Annotated in this window: 12 protein-coding genes; 8 read left to right on the plus strand and 4 right to left on the minus strand. The window is 33.2% G+C overall.

Annotated elements, in window-relative coordinates:
* Positions 1–11: 11 nt before the first annotated feature.
* On the minus strand, positions 12–2,498 hold the full coding sequence (topA, locus tag C8N27_RS02325; protein WP_121146127.1) for a type I DNA topoisomerase: 2,487 nt from the start codon (positions 2,496–2,498) through the stop codon (positions 12–14).
* 199 nt (positions 2,499–2,697) lie between these two features.
* Here topA and miaB point away from each other — a divergent pair, with 199 nt between their 5' ends.
* From miaB to C8N27_RS02365, 8 genes are all read left to right on the plus strand, one after another.
* Positions 2,698–4,152, plus strand: a complete 1,455-nt coding sequence (gene miaB, locus C8N27_RS02330) for a tRNA (N6-isopentenyl adenosine(37)-C2)-methylthiotransferase MiaB (protein ID WP_121146128.1) — start codon at positions 2,698–2,700, stop codon at positions 4,150–4,152.
* 80 nt (positions 4,153–4,232) lie between these two features.
* Entirely contained in the window at positions 4,233–5,465 is a 1,233-nt protein-coding gene (locus tag C8N27_RS02335) for a sigma-54 interaction domain-containing protein (RefSeq protein ID WP_099215895.1), read from the plus strand.
* Between the two features lie 36 nt (positions 5,466–5,501).
* Positions 5,502–6,008 (plus strand): LptE family protein, encoded by a 507-nt coding sequence (locus tag C8N27_RS02340; RefSeq protein ID WP_121146129.1) that lies wholly within the window; start codon positions 5,502–5,504, stop codon positions 6,006–6,008.
* A gap of 4 nt (positions 6,009–6,012) precedes the next feature.
* Positions 6,013–6,756, plus strand: a complete 744-nt coding sequence (locus C8N27_RS02345) for a DUF8458 domain-containing protein (RefSeq protein ID WP_121146299.1) — start codon at positions 6,013–6,015, stop codon at positions 6,754–6,756.
* Complete coding sequence (gene secG / locus C8N27_RS02350; RefSeq protein ID WP_047788559.1) at positions 6,757–7,101, plus strand: preprotein translocase subunit SecG; 345 nt, start codon at positions 6,757–6,759, stop codon at positions 7,099–7,101.
* Positions 7,102–7,265: 164 nt separating this feature from the next.
* On the plus strand, positions 7,266–7,541 hold the full coding sequence (locus C8N27_RS02355) for a co-chaperone GroES (RefSeq protein WP_047788560.1): 276 nt from the start codon (positions 7,266–7,268) through the stop codon (positions 7,539–7,541).
* 100 nt (positions 7,542–7,641) lie between these two features.
* Entirely contained in the window at positions 7,642–9,279 is a 1,638-nt protein-coding gene (gene groL / locus C8N27_RS02360; protein ID WP_121146130.1) for a chaperonin GroEL, read from the plus strand.
* 227 nt (positions 9,280–9,506) lie between these two features.
* Complete coding sequence (locus C8N27_RS02365; protein ID WP_121146300.1) at positions 9,507–10,487, plus strand: alpha/beta hydrolase family protein; 981 nt, start codon at positions 9,507–9,509, stop codon at positions 10,485–10,487.
* 61 nt (positions 10,488–10,548) lie between these two features.
* On the opposite strand, the gene C8N27_RS02370 is transcribed toward C8N27_RS02365, so the two are convergent.
* The 3 genes from C8N27_RS02370 to queA form a co-directional block, all read right to left on the minus strand.
* Complete coding sequence (locus C8N27_RS02370; RefSeq protein WP_099215890.1) at positions 10,549–11,526, minus strand: polyprenyl synthetase family protein; 978 nt, start codon at positions 11,524–11,526, stop codon at positions 10,549–10,551.
* A gap of 329 nt (positions 11,527–11,855) precedes the next feature.
* A complete protein-coding gene (gene rlmN, locus C8N27_RS02380) occupies positions 11,856–12,896 on the minus strand; it encodes a dual-specificity RNA methyltransferase RlmN (protein WP_099215888.1) in 1,041 nt (346 codons plus the stop codon).
* Positions 12,897–12,964: 68 nt separating this feature from the next.
* The gene (queA, locus tag C8N27_RS02385; RefSeq protein ID WP_099215887.1) at positions 12,965–14,014 is read right to left on the minus strand and encodes a tRNA preQ1(34) S-adenosylmethionine ribosyltransferase-isomerase QueA; all 1,050 of its coding nucleotides are present in this window, start codon (positions 14,012–14,014) and stop codon (positions 12,965–12,967) included.
* Between the last annotated feature and the right edge of the window lie 54 nt (positions 14,015–14,068).

Genomic DNA, 14,068 nt, shown 5'->3' on the forward strand with positions numbered 1-14,068 from the left:
TGAAAGCTTCTTTATTTTTTTTTGGTAGCTTTCTTTTTGGTTGCTTTTTTCTTAGGCGTTTTTGCCTCTATTATTTTAACAGCCTCTTCTTGTGTTAGTTTTTCTATTTCTGTGGTTTTAGGAAGTTCTACTTTTACCTTCCCTTTTATCACATTAAAACGTCCCCAACGTGCTTTTTCTACGCGAATACCAACTTCTTCAAAGTTATGAATTAGCTTTTCACGCTCTTTTCGTTTTTTATCTTCAATTAACTCTTCTAAATCTGCTTGGCTTAGATTATCAAAATCGTATTTTTTATTTACGTTGATAAAAATAGAATTCCATTTAATAAAAGGTCCAAAACGCCCAACTCCTTTTTGAATTGGCATACCTTCATATTCTCCAATAGGAGCATCTGCTTTCCTTTTTGCTTCTATTAACTCAATAGCTCTATCCATATCTACAGACATTGGATTTTCTCCTTTATCTAATGATACATATTTACCATCGAATTTAATATAAGGACCAAATCTTCCGTTAGCAACAACAACCTCTTTCTCTTCGTAGTCTCCCAATGTTTTTGGCAACTTAAATAAGTCCATTGCTTCTTCATAGGTAATTGAGTTCATCGTTTGATCTCCTTGCAAACTGGCAAAACGAGGCTTTTCTTCATCCGTAGCCTCTCCAATTTGTACCATTGCTCCATAACGTCCTAAACGCACATAAACATTCTTACCACTTTCTGGATCAACTCCAAGTAAACGTTCTCCTTTTGCTCTTTCAGCATTTTCAGCAACATCCTCTACAACAACATGAAAGTTTTTGTAGAAATCTTTAATCATCGCTATCCAATCTTCTTTTCCTTCTGCTATTTCATCAAACTCATTTTCTACTTTGGCTGTAAAACCATAGTCTAAAATAGTATCAAAATTAGCAACCAAGAAATCATTTACAATGTTACCTATATCAGTCGGAACCAATTTTCCTTTATCAGAGCCTACTCTTTCAGTTAAAAGTTGTTCTGATACTGTTTGGTTTACTAAACTTAATTGTGTGTAATTTCTTTCTTTTCCTTCTACTGTTCCCTTTTCTATGTATTGTCTTCTTTGAATTGTTGAAATAGTAGGTGCGTACGTAGATGGACGACCAATTCCTAATTCTTCCAAACGTTTTACTAAGGCAGCTTCTGAAAACCTTGCTGGCGGACGCGTGTAACGTTCAGTAGCTGTAATCAACTCATTAATTAATGGCTCTTTAACCTCCATTTTAGGCAACATACCTGCTTGCTCCTCATCTTCATTATCGTTCCCTTCTAAGTATACTTTTAAGAAACCTTCAAAAGTGATTACTTCTCCGTTTGCAGTAAACTGTTTCTTATTTTTATTGTTGTCAATTTTTACAACGGTACGTTCTAACTGAGCTTCGCTCATTTGTGAAGCTAATGTACGTTTCCAAATCAAGCTATATAATCTTGTTTGATCATACTCACCTGTAATTTCGTGATTCTCCATATTCGTTGGACGAATCGCCTCGTGTGCTTCTTGTGCTCCTTTAGATTTAGTTGCGTAATTACGTGGTTTACTATACTCTTCACCATACGAAGCTATAATTTCTGCTTGAGCTGCATTTTTTGCATCATCAGATAAATTTACACTATCTGTTCTCATGTAGGTTATCAAACCTGCTTCATACAAACGTTGTGCTACCATCATGGTTTTAGCAACAGGAAAACCTAACTTTCTTGATGCTTCTTGTTGTAAAGTCGATGTTGTAAATGGTGGTGCTGGAGATTTTTTTGCTGGCTTTTTTTGTAAATCAGCTACAGAGAACTCTGCTTCTAAACAAGAATTTAAGAAATCTTCTGCTCCTTTTTTTGTTGAAAAGTTCTTCGCAAGCTTTGCTTTAAACTTTTTTCCTTCTGCATTTACAAACTCCGCGTCAACACGATAAGAAGCTACTGGTGTAAATCCTTCAATTTCTCTTTCACGCTCCACTATTAAACGTACTGCTACCGATTGTACCCTACCTGCAGACAAACCTGGTTTAACTTTTCTCCATAAAACAGGAGATAATTCATACCCCACAATTCTATCTAATACACGTCGTGCTTGTTGCGCGTCAACTAAGTTATAATTAATTGTACGTGGATTTTCTATTGCTTTTAAAATTGCTTTTTTAGTAATAGAGTTGAAAACAATACGTTTAGTGTTTTCATCTTTTAACTTTAACTGTTCCGCTAAGTGCCATGCTATAGCCTCCCCCTCGCGGTCTTCATCGGATGCTAACCAAACAGTTTCTGCTTTCTTTGCTAGGTCTTTTAGTTTTTTTACCACCGCTTTTTTATCGGTAGAAACTATATACTTCGGTTTAAAATCTCCTTCTACATTTACACCTAACTCTTTAGATGGTAAGTCTGCAATGTGTCCAAAACTCGATTCAACCTGAAAGTCCTTTCCTAAAAACTTCTCTATCGTTTTTGCTTTAGCAGGTGACTCAACTATTACTAAATTTTTTGCCATACGTCTTATATCTCTTATCTCATTTTACACCTTATTAATATAGGCATAATTCGGTTTGCAAAAGTATATAGTTTTTTTTTAATGGGTCATTTTTAACAAAATTTTACTTTTTCTTAAAAAAACTATCCATGTCAATTTGTCACAAATTACACTTTTTGGTTGTATCTTTGCAGCCTATTTTAGTACGATTTAAGGATTTATGGAACACGTAGAGAAAGTAATTGATGAGAAAAAACAAGGAAAAGCCCTTGTTACAGAACACAAAGAAGGAAACAGCAAAAAACTTTTTATAGAAAGTTATGGTTGTCAAATGAATATGAATGATAGCGAAATTGTGGCGTCAATTTTAGCTGAACAGGGTTTTAACACTACACAAAACCTAGAAGATGCGGATCTTGTACTGGTTAACACCTGCTCTATTCGTGAAAAAGCTGAAACCACTGTTCGTAATAGACTTCAAAAATACAACGCTGTTAAAAAAACAAACCCAACGATGAAAGTTGGTGTGTTGGGTTGTATGGCTGAACGATTGAAAGAGAAATTTTTAGAGGAAGAAAAAATCGTTGATTTAGTTGTAGGTCCTGATGCATATAGAGACTTACCTAATTTAATTGAAGAAGTTGATGCTGGTCGTGATGCTGTAAATGTAATTTTATCAAAGGAAGAAACATATGCCGATGTTTCTCCTGTTCGTTTAAACTCTAATGGAGTTTCTGCATTTGTTTCAATTACTCGTGGTTGTGATAATATGTGTACATTCTGTGTGGTTCCTTTTACTCGTGGTCGTGAGCGTAGCCGTGACCCAAAGAGTATTATTGAAGAAATCCGCAGTATGCAAGAAAAGAACTTCAAAGAAATTACTCTATTAGGTCAGAATGTAGATTCTTACTTATGGTATGGTGGTGGATTGAAAAAAGATTTTAAAAAGGCTTCGGAATTAGCACAAGCTTCTGCTGTAGATTTTGCGCAGTTGTTAGATATGTGTGCTACGGAATTCCCAAAAATGCGTTTTCGCTTTTCTACTTCGAATCCACAAGATATGACTCTGGATGTAATTCATGTTATGGCTAAACACCAAAACATTTGTAAATACATTCATTTACCTGTTCAAAGTGGAAGTAACAATATGTTAAAAGCTATGAATCGTCAACATACCCGTGAAGAATATATGGAGTTAGTTGACAACATATACAAAATTGTTCCTGAAATGGCTTTAAGTCAAGATATGATTGCTGGTTTCTGTGGGGAAACAGAAGAAGATCATCTCGACACCTTAGACATGATGAACTATGTAAAATATAGTTTCGGATTTATGTTTGCATATTCAGAAAGACCAGGAACCTTAGCTGCTAAAAAAATGGAAGATGATGTTCCATTAGCTATCAAAAAACGTCGTTTACAAGAAATTATCGACCTACAACAAGAACATAGTTTATACAGAGCTAAGGAACATGTAGGAAAAATTCAGGAAGTTTTAATTGAAGGAACTTCAAAAAGAAACGAAAATGAATGGAAAGGTCGTAATACACAAAATACTGTTGTTGTTTTCCCTAAGGAACACTATAAAGTGGGAGATTTTGTAAATGTAAAGATTGAAGATTGTACTTCTACTACCTTAAAAGGTACGGCTATTGGATATTCAGAAAACAATTAATTTTAGTAAAAGTTTAACCGTTTAAGGGTTTGAATGTTTTTCTTTCAAATTTTTAAACCAAAAACTTTAAAACTATATAAATGGAAAATTTACAAGCTATAAAACAACGCTTTGGCATTATCGGTAACGATGTGCAACTTGATCGTGCAATTGAAAAAGCGATTCGTGTTGCCCCTACCGATATTTCAGTACTTGTTACTGGTGAAAGTGGTGTTGGAAAAGAAAACATACCAAAAATAATTCATCAATTATCACACAGAAAACACGCAAAATACATTGCTGTAAACTGTGGAGCTATTCCTGAGGGAACTATTGATAGTGAATTATTCGGGCATGAAAAGGGAGCTTTTACAGGAGCTACACAAACAAGAAAAGGGTATTTTGAAGTTGCTGATGGTGGTACCATCTTTTTAGATGAAGTTGGAGAATTACCTTTAACTACTCAAGTACGTTTATTACGTGTATTAGAAAATGGGGAGTTTATTAAAGTTGGTTCATCCCAAGTACAAAAAACAAATGTTCGTATTGTAGCTGCAACCAACGTAAATATGCACGAAGCTATTTCTAAAGAGAAGTTTCGTGAAGATTTATATTATCGTTTAAGTACCATAGAAATTCCGCTACCTCCCTTAAGAGAACGTGGAGAAGACATTCATTTATTGTTTAGAAAATTTGCTGCAGATTTCGCTCAAAAATACCGAATGCCTACTATAAGACTTGATGAAAATGCAGTAAAAGTTTTATTGAACTATCATTTTCCTGGTAACATTCGTCAATTAAAAAATATTGCAGAACAAGTATCAATTGTTGAAGAAGACAGGCTAATTACTCCTGAAAAACTAATTCAATATTTACCTGAAAACCGCAGTAATCTACCTGCTGTTGTAGGTGGCAGAACTACAAGTCAATCAGACTTTGCTAACGAACGAGACATCATGTATAAAATCTTGTTTGATATGCGTAATGACATTAATGATCTAAAAAAGCTAACGCTAGATTTAATGCAAAACGGAGACTCTGAACAAGTGCAAGAAGATAATCATCGTTTAATCGAACGTATATACCAAGATCAAGATTTATCAGAAGCTTCAAACATAGAGGTTGTGCAAATACCAAAATCGACGTCTCACCAAAGTGAGTATGATTATGCGGAGACTATTGAAGAAGATGAAAGCTTATCATTACAAGAAAAAGAAATTGAAATGATAAAAAAGTCTCTTGAAAAAAATAACGGAAAACGTAAGTTAGCCGCTAAAGAGCTAGGAATATCTGAAAGAACTCTATACAGAAAAATTAAGCAATACGACTTGTAATCTATTTGTTTACTTTTACAACTCATTCAATTTTAAATGAAAAAAACTCTATATATAATATCGTTATTTATTGGTTTAACAACAATTATTGGTTGTGGAGCATATTCTTTTACAGGAGGTAATACTGGTGATGCAAAAACAATTCAGGTTGATTTTTTCCCTAACCAAGCTCCTTTAGTTGAACCAATACTTAGTCAAAAATTCACACAAGATTTACAAGATTTATTCACTCGCCAAACCAATTTAACCTTGGTTAACTCTGGTGGTGATCTGCATTTTTCTGGTGAAATTGTTGATTATCGTATAACACCTATGAGCGCAACAGCACAACAAACAGCCGCTCAAAACCGATTAACAATTACTGTAAATGTAAACTTTATAAACGCTTTAGAAGAAAAAGACAATTTTGAAAAACGTTTTTCTTTTTACTATGATTATGGGGCTGACCAACAGCTAACTGGTGGAGTTTTAGAAACTGCCTTAAATGAGATACTAGAGCGTATTACACAAGATATTTTTAATGCCTCAGTTGCAAAATGGTAATTTTTTGAATAAGGATAATTACATACAGTTATTAAAAAAGCCTGAACTGATTTCGCAAGAACATCTTTCAGACATTACTGCTATTATTCAAGAGTACCCATACTTTCAATCAGCTAGAGCTCTTCGTTTAAAAGTTTTAAAGAATCTAGAAAGCTATAAATACAATAACGAGTTAAAAATAACAGCAGCTCACACTAGTGATAGAACTGTTTTGTTTGATTTTATTACTTCAAAAGCTTTTAAAGAAACGCCTAAAAAAGAAGAAAAAACAAGTTTAAAAGACAAAATTCTTCCTAAAAGAAAATCAACAAAAGCTTCATCAGTAGAAGAGGATTTGGCTATAGGTAAACCACTTTCATTCACACAGAATGAAACCTTTTCTTTCAATCAATGGTTACAACTTTCATCAAAGAAAGCTATTGTAAGAACTTTAGACAATCAACCTTCAGAAAAGCAAATAAAAGAAGTACCTGTTAAATCTGAACATGATGCTATTATTGATCGTTTTATTGAAACTGCTCCAAAAATTTCTCGTCCTAGCAAGACAAATACCTCAGATATTAAGATATCCGAAAATCAACAAAGTAACCAATTAGCTACCGAAACCTTAGCTAAGGTATATTTAGAACAAAAGAAATATGACAGTGCTATTCAAGCATATAAAATATTAAGTTTGAAATATCCAGAAAAAAGTGGTTTCTTTGCAGACCAAATTAAAAGAATACAAATTTTACAAAACAATAAATAGATGACAACGTATACTTTACTTTTAGTTTTAATATTGATTGTTGCAATAGCATTAATCTTAATTGTAATGGTTCAAAATCCTAAAGGTGGAGGATTATCTTCATCATTTGGAGGCGGTGGAGCTCAAAATATTGGAGGTGTACAAAATACAAATAGCTTTTTAGACAGAACTACTTGGACATTAGCTATTACTATGTTTGCATTAATTTTATTAGCAAACTTCGCTATTCCAAGAGGTAATGCAGCTGACGCTCCTCAATTAAATGAAACTTTAAACAATATTGAAACTACAACTACGCCTGCTACACCAGCAGCAACGGATACTGCTAAAGATAGCGCTCAGTAGTTTTTCACAAAATAGAATATGAAATGCCAACGTAAATGACACGTTGGCATTTTTTTTATTCATTAGTCTAATCTATTAGAAAAATTGTCAGCAAAAATCTAATGGCATAATTTCTGACAAAACTTAACCAGTAAAAATTAATTTAATCAATCAAAATATATAAAATGGGATTAAACATTAAACCTTTAGCAGACAGAGTTCTTGTTGAACCAGCTGCAGCAGAAACTACTACAGCATCAGGAATCATCATCCCTGACAACGCAAAGGAAAAACCACAAAAAGGTACTGTCGTAGCCGTAGGAAACGGAACAAAAGATGAGCCTTTAACTGTAAAAGTTGGTGATACTGTTTTATACGGAAAGTACGCTGGTACTGAGCTTAAATTAGAAGGAAAAGATTATTTAATTATGAGAGAAAGCGACATCTTCGCTATTATCTAAAATTTCTTTGCTATTAGCTTTTCGCTACTAGCTAATTAAACAAAAAAATTAAAAACTAAGCCAAAAGCTATATGCTAACGGCAAAAAAACTTAAACAAACATGGCAAAAGATATAAAATTTGATGTAGACGCTCGCGACGGATTAAAACGTGGTGTAGATGCATTAGCAAATGCAGTAAAAGTAACTTTAGGACCTAAAGGACGTAACGTTATTATCTCTAAGTCTTTCGGAGCTCCTCACGTAACAAAAGATGGAGTTTCTGTAGCAAAAGAAGTAGAGTTAGAAGACGAGTTAGAAAACATGGGAGCTCAAATGGTAAAAGAAGTAGCTTCTAAAACTAACGATTTAGCAGGTGACGGTACTACTACTGCAACTGTATTAGCACAAGCTATCGTAAAAGAAGGTTTAAAAAACGTAGCTGCGGGTGCTAACCCTATGGATTTAAAACGTGGTATTGATAAAGCTGTAGCTGCTATTACTGAAGATTTAGCAAAACAATCTAAAGAAGTTGGTGATTCATCAGAAAAAATTAAGCAAGTAGCTGCAATTTCTTCTAATAACGATGCGGTAATTGGTAATTTAATTGCTGAAGCATTTGAAAAAGTTGGAAAAGAAGGAGTGATTACTGTTGAAGAAGCAAAAGGAACTGACACTTATGTTGATGTTGTTGAAGGAATGCAGTTTGATCGTGGATATTTATCTCCGTATTTCGTAACAGATGCTGATAAAATGATTGCTGATTTAGACAATCCTTATATTTTATTATTTGATAAAAAGATTTCTAACTTACAAGAAATTCTTCCAATTTTAGAACCTGTTGCTCAATCAGGAAAGCCTTTATTAATCATTGCCGAAGATGTTGACGGACAAGCTTTAGCTACTTTGGTAGTCAATAAATTACGTGGTGGATTAAAAATCGCTGCTGTAAAAGCTCCAGGATTTGGTGACCGTAGAAAAGCAATGTTAGAAGATATCGCTATTTTAACTGGTGGTACTGTAATTTCTGAAGAAAGAGGTTTCTCTTTAGAAAATGCAACTTTAGACTTATTAGGTACTGCTGAAACAGTAACTATTGATAAAGATAATACTACAATTGTTAACGGTTCTGGTGACGAAGCACAAATCAAAGCTCGTGTAAACCAAATTAAAGCACAAATTGAAACGACTACTTCTGATTACGATCGTGAAAAATTACAAGAGCGTTTAGCGAAATTAGCTGGTGGTGTTGCTGTATTATATGTTGGTGCTGCTTCTGAAGTAGAAATGAAAGAAAAGAAAGACCGTGTTGATGATGCTTTACATGCTACAAGAGCTGCTGTAGAAGAAGGAATTGTTGCTGGTGGTGGTGTTGCCTTAGTACGTGCTAAAAAAGTATTAGAAACAATTACTACAGAGAATTTAGATGAAACTACTGGTATTCAAATTGTAAATAGAGCTATCGAATCTCCTTTACGTACTATTGTTGAAAACGCTGGTGGTGAAGGTTCTGTTGTAATTAATAAAGTTTTAGAAGAAAACCAAAACTTTGGATATGATGCTAAATCTGAACAATATGTAGACATGTTAGAAGCAGGTATCATCGATCCGAAAAAAGTAACTCGTGTGGCTTTAGAAAATGCTGCATCTGTAGCAGGAATGATCTTAACTACTGAGTGTGCTTTAGTAGATATTAAAGAAGATGCTCCTGCTGGTGGTGGAATGCCTCCAATGGGTGGTGGAATGCCAGGAATGATGTAATGGCGAATCGCCATAGATAGATATAAAAAACCTCGGGACGTGTCTCGAGGTTTTTTTATAACCGAAAGTCTCACCCCTATCAATACAAGTCTAAAAATCTGAAAATATTACAGAAAAGAACTCCGCTAAACACAATAGTCTGTATAACAAATCTTTAGTTTTAAATAATTACAATATTTATTTTTATCTAAATTGTGAGTATTGAAACCCTAAAAACTAAATTAATTATGTTAAAAAAATATGGTTTTATTGTGTTTGTTTTTTCTATTTTCCTAATAGCTTGTTCCACAGAAAGTGAAGATGATTTAATTAAAGGTAACGGTTCTTACGAAACACCAACATTACTAAATAAAAGTGCTGGTACATTTCAAATTACCTCTCACTTTGATAATTGGCTTCAACAAAACGGTTATGGCTCTTATAATTTTAAAGGCAGTATAGGTTACAGTTATGGTGGAAAAACTTCTAGCTCTGAAACACTAAATAATCAACCTATTATATTTATACATGGTAATAGTGATAAAGCTGAAGGTTGGGGAGAACCTATAAACTATTTTCTAAATAATGGATACAACACTAGTGAATTATATGCCTTTACCTGGGGAAATGCAAATCCTTATAATGCTTCTTCTAACTATCATAGTAAGGAGTTTTTACAAAGGATTAGGGTTTTTATACAAGCTGTTAAAAATTATACTGGTGCTCAAAAAGTAGATGTAATTGGTCATTCTATGGGTGTTACTTTAGGTAGAAAAGCTATAAAAGGGGGGAATGCCTACGATCAAGCTTATGGTTACTATAACTTAGGCACCCCATTAAACTACGTCGATACTTTTGTAGGAATTGCAGGTGCTAACAGAGGTTTAACATCATGTTATTATTCAGGCACTGGAGTACTAACTTGTAATGATGTTAATGGTTTTTACCCTGGATATCTTTTCTGGGGAGCTGGTCCTTATGGAGTTTCTAATTTTCTAACAGAATTAAATAATAACCCTACAAAAGAAGCGAATAAAGTTTATTCTATATGGAGTTCTGCCGATCAAGTTGTTGGTTATGGTTGTATTGTTTATGGGGAAAATACTTGTAGAATAAACACCCAAGATGGAGAAAAATATTACAGTTCTGCTCCATACGGTCATTTTGGGGTTAAAAACTTATCGGGATACTATCAATTACAAATGGTAAAATACCACAGTACTTATTAGGTAATTAGTTTGTTTGTTAACCAAAAATCCTCGAGATTCTCTCGAGGATTTTTATTTATTTTTATATTTTTCTCTCTACAACATAATCTATCATTTGTAGTAAAGAGTCTTTATAATCTGAATCAGGGTAATTATTAAGAATAGCTAACGCTTTGTTTTTATAATCGTGCATTTTGGCAGTAGTATATTCTAGCCCACCATTTTCTTTTACAAAAGCAATAACTTCTTTTACTCGTTTTTTATTTTTATTATGCTTTTTAACCGAGTTGATTAACCACGATTTTTCTTTTGGAGAACAAGTATTCAATGTATAAATCAATGGAAGTGTCATCTTTTGTTCTTTGATATCTATTCCCGTTGGCTTACCTATTTTATCTTCTGTATAATCAAACAAATCATCTTTAATTTGAAAAGCAATACCAATATACTCTCCAAACTTTCGCATTTGTTGAACAGTTTCGTTATTTGCTCCAACCGATGCTGCACCAATACCACAACAAGCTGCTATTAACGTAGCTGTCTTTTGACGGATGATTTCAAAATAAACCTCCTCTGTAATATCAAGTTTACGAGCTTTTTCAATTTGTAATAATTCTCCTTCGCTCATTTCTCGAACAGCTATAGAAATCAGCTTTAACAAATCAAAATCTTCATTATCTATAGACAACAATAGCCCTTTAGAAAGTAGATAGTCACCTACTAAAACGGCTATTTTATTTTTCCAAAGCGCATTAATTGAGAAAAAACCTCTACGGCGATTACTATCATCTACCACATCATCATGCACTAAGGTTGCTGTGTGAATTAACTCTACCACAGATGCTCCTCTATATGTACGTTCATCAAAACCACCATTAGAAACCATTTTGGCTACTAAAAAAACAAACATTGGTCGCATTTGTTTTCCTTTTCTACGAACGATATAATAAGTTATTCTATTTAATAGTGGAACTTTAGACAACATCGAGTCTTTGAACTTAGTTTCAAAGAGTTCCATTTCTTTAGCAATCGGAAGTTTTATTTGCTCTACTGGCTTCATATTAGTGAACAAAAATAAGAATAAATAATGTTTACTTTTGATTTAAAAAAAAATATGAAACATTTAAAGACAAGAGGACTTATTTTTCTTATAATCTGTATCTCTTTTATATCATTTGGTATTTATATTTCTGACAGTAATCAGCGTTCTTGTTTAGGTAACCCAATTATTTTACCGTACACTTTTTTGGGTGTTCCTTCTATATTTTTATTAGGAATATTAGATGTAATTGTATTGGCTTTCTCAAAAAAACTAAAATTTTATAAAGCTATATTTAACTTAAGTTTAATGCTGCTCTCTTTTCTTATCATTTTTTTGTTCATGTAAGCCTAAGATTTATTCGCTAATTGCCCACAAGCTGCATCAATATCTTTTCCTCTAGAACGACGTACATTTACCACAATATCGTTCATTTCAAGATTTGAAATATAATTATTTAAAGCTCTATCTGAAGCTTGCTGAAATTCTCCATCATCTATTGGGTTATATTCAATTAAATTGACTTTACAAGGAACATAACTACAGAATCGAACCAACGCATCAATATCTTCTTTTCTGTCGTTAATTCCATTCCAAACAACATATTCATACGTTATTTTTCGTTTTGTTTTTTCATACCAATATTCTAATGACTCTTTTAAATCTTTTAACGGAAAAGTAGAATTAAATGGCATTATAGATGTTCGAACTTCATCTATAGCAGAATGTAAAGAAACAGCTAAATTAAAACGCACCTCATCATCTGCCATCTTTTTAATCATTTTAGGCACACCAGAAGTTGACACTGTAATCCTACGTGCTGCCATTCCTAAGCCTTCTTTTGAAGTTATTTTATCAATAGCTTTAATTACATTATTATAATTCATTAAAGGCTCTCCCATTCCCATAAAAACAATATTTGATAATTTATGGTTATGGTATAATCTACTCTGCTTGTCAATCGCTACAACTTGATCGTAAATTTCATCTGCATTCAAATTACGCATACGTTTTAAACGAGCTGTTGCACAAAACTTACAGTCCAAACTACAACCTACTTGACTAGATACACAAGCAGTAGTACGTTTTTCAGTAGGAATTAAAACTGACTCTACAATTAACCCGTCATGAAGTTTAATTGCATTTTTAATAGTACCATCATTACTACGCTGCATTGTATCAACTTCAATATGATTGATTACAAAGTTTTCATCAAGCATTTTTCTTGTTGCTTTAGATAAACTTGTCATATCATCAAACGAATGTGCTGCTTTATGCCATAACCATTCATATACTTGGTTACCACGAAAAGCTTTATCTCCGTTTTCAACAAAAAAATCACGAAGCTGTTCTTTGGTTAATGCGCGTATGTCTTTCTTCTTTAGTGTCATCTAGTGCAAAAATACACAAAACCTCACAAGTTACTTGTGAGGTTTTGTTAATGGTTTAAAAAACTATTTTATAAAATTAACATCGCATCTCCGTACGAGTAAAATTTATATTTTTCTTTTATTGCTTCTTGGTATGCTTCCATAACAAAATCGTGTCCTGCAAATGCAGATACCATCATTAACAATGTTGATTTTGGTGTGTGGAAGTTTGTCACCATACAATTAGCTATACTGAAATCATATGGAGGAAAAATAAACTTGTTAGTCCATCCTTCAAAAGCGTTTAATTGATTGCTTGAAGACACTGATGATTCAATAGTTCTCATCACTGTAGTACCTACTGCACATACTCTTTTCTTATTAGCAATAGCATTATTCACCATATCTGCACTAGCTTGTGGAATAACGATTTGCTCAGAATCCATTTTATGCTTTGATAGGTCTTCAACCTCAACTGGGTTAAAGGTACCTAAACCTACATGCAATGTTGTTTCAGCAAAATCTACTCCTTTAATTTCTAAACGTTTCATTAAGTGTTTAGAGAAGTGTAAACCTGCAGTTGGTGCTGCTACTGCTCCTTCGTGCTTTGCAAAAATAGTTTGGTAACGGTCTTCATCTTCTGGTTCTACCTCACGTTTAATATATTTTGGTAATGGTGTTTCACCTAACTCTATTAATTTCTTTCTGAATTCTTCGTAAGGTCCATCAAATAAGAAACGTAATGTTCTACCACGTGAAGTAGTATTATCAATAACCTCAGCTACTAAACTTTCGTCTTCTCCAAAAAATAATTTATTACCTATTCTTATTTTTCTTGCTGGATCTACTAATACATCCCACAAACGATTTTCAGCATTTAACTCACGTAATAAAAATACTTCAATACGAGCTCCTGTTTTTTCCTTATTTCCGTACATACGGGCAGGAAATACTTTCGTATTGTTTAACATCATTACATCTCCTTCATCAAAATAATCGATTAAATCTTTAAATAGTTTATGCTCGATTTTTTGTGTGTCACGGTGCAATACCATTAATCGTGCTTCATCTCTGTGTTCTGAAGGATATTCTGCCAATAACTCTTTTGGCAACTCAAAATTAAAATTTGATAATTTCATTTGTAAAATTTTCTTAACGGTGGCAAATATACAATTTCAACATAGGGGTTGTCA

The sequence above is a fragment of the Tenacibaculum discolor genome (assembly GCF_003664185.1).
Lineage (GTDB): Bacteria > Bacteroidota > Bacteroidia > Flavobacteriales > Flavobacteriaceae > Polaribacter > Polaribacter discolor.

Bases quoted from the DNA above. Each gene is read 5' to 3' on its own strand.
- topA (WP_121146127.1), bottom strand. From the start codon at position 2,498: ATGGCAAAAAATTTAGTAATAGTTGAGTCACCTGCTAAAGCAAAAACG.
- miaB (WP_121146128.1), top strand. From the start codon at position 2,698: ATGGAACACGTAGAGAAAGTAATTGATGAGAAAAAACAAGGAAAAGCC.
- C8N27_RS02335 (WP_099215895.1), top strand. From the start codon at position 4,233: ATGGAAAATTTACAAGCTATAAAACAACGCTTTGGCATTATCGGTAAC.
- C8N27_RS02340 (WP_121146129.1), top strand. From the start codon at position 5,502: ATGAAAAAAACTCTATATATAATATCGTTATTTATTGGTTTAACAACA.
- secG (WP_047788559.1), top strand. From the start codon at position 6,757: ATGACAACGTATACTTTACTTTTAGTTTTAATATTGATTGTTGCAATA.
- C8N27_RS02355 (WP_047788560.1), top strand. From the start codon at position 7,266: ATGGGATTAAACATTAAACCTTTAGCAGACAGAGTTCTTGTTGAACCA.
- groL (WP_121146130.1), top strand. From the start codon at position 7,642: ATGGCAAAAGATATAAAATTTGATGTAGACGCTCGCGACGGATTAAAA.
- C8N27_RS02365 (WP_121146300.1), top strand. From the start codon at position 9,507: ATGTTAAAAAAATATGGTTTTATTGTGTTTGTTTTTTCTATTTTCCTA.
- C8N27_RS02370 (WP_099215890.1), bottom strand. From the start codon at position 11,526: ATGAAGCCAGTAGAGCAAATAAAACTTCCGATTGCTAAAGAAATGGAA.
- rlmN (WP_099215888.1), bottom strand. From the start codon at position 12,896: ATGACACTAAAGAAGAAAGACATACGCGCATTAACCAAAGAACAGCTT.
- queA (WP_099215887.1), bottom strand. From the start codon at position 14,014: ATGAAATTATCAAATTTTAATTTTGAGTTGCCAAAAGAGTTATTGGCA.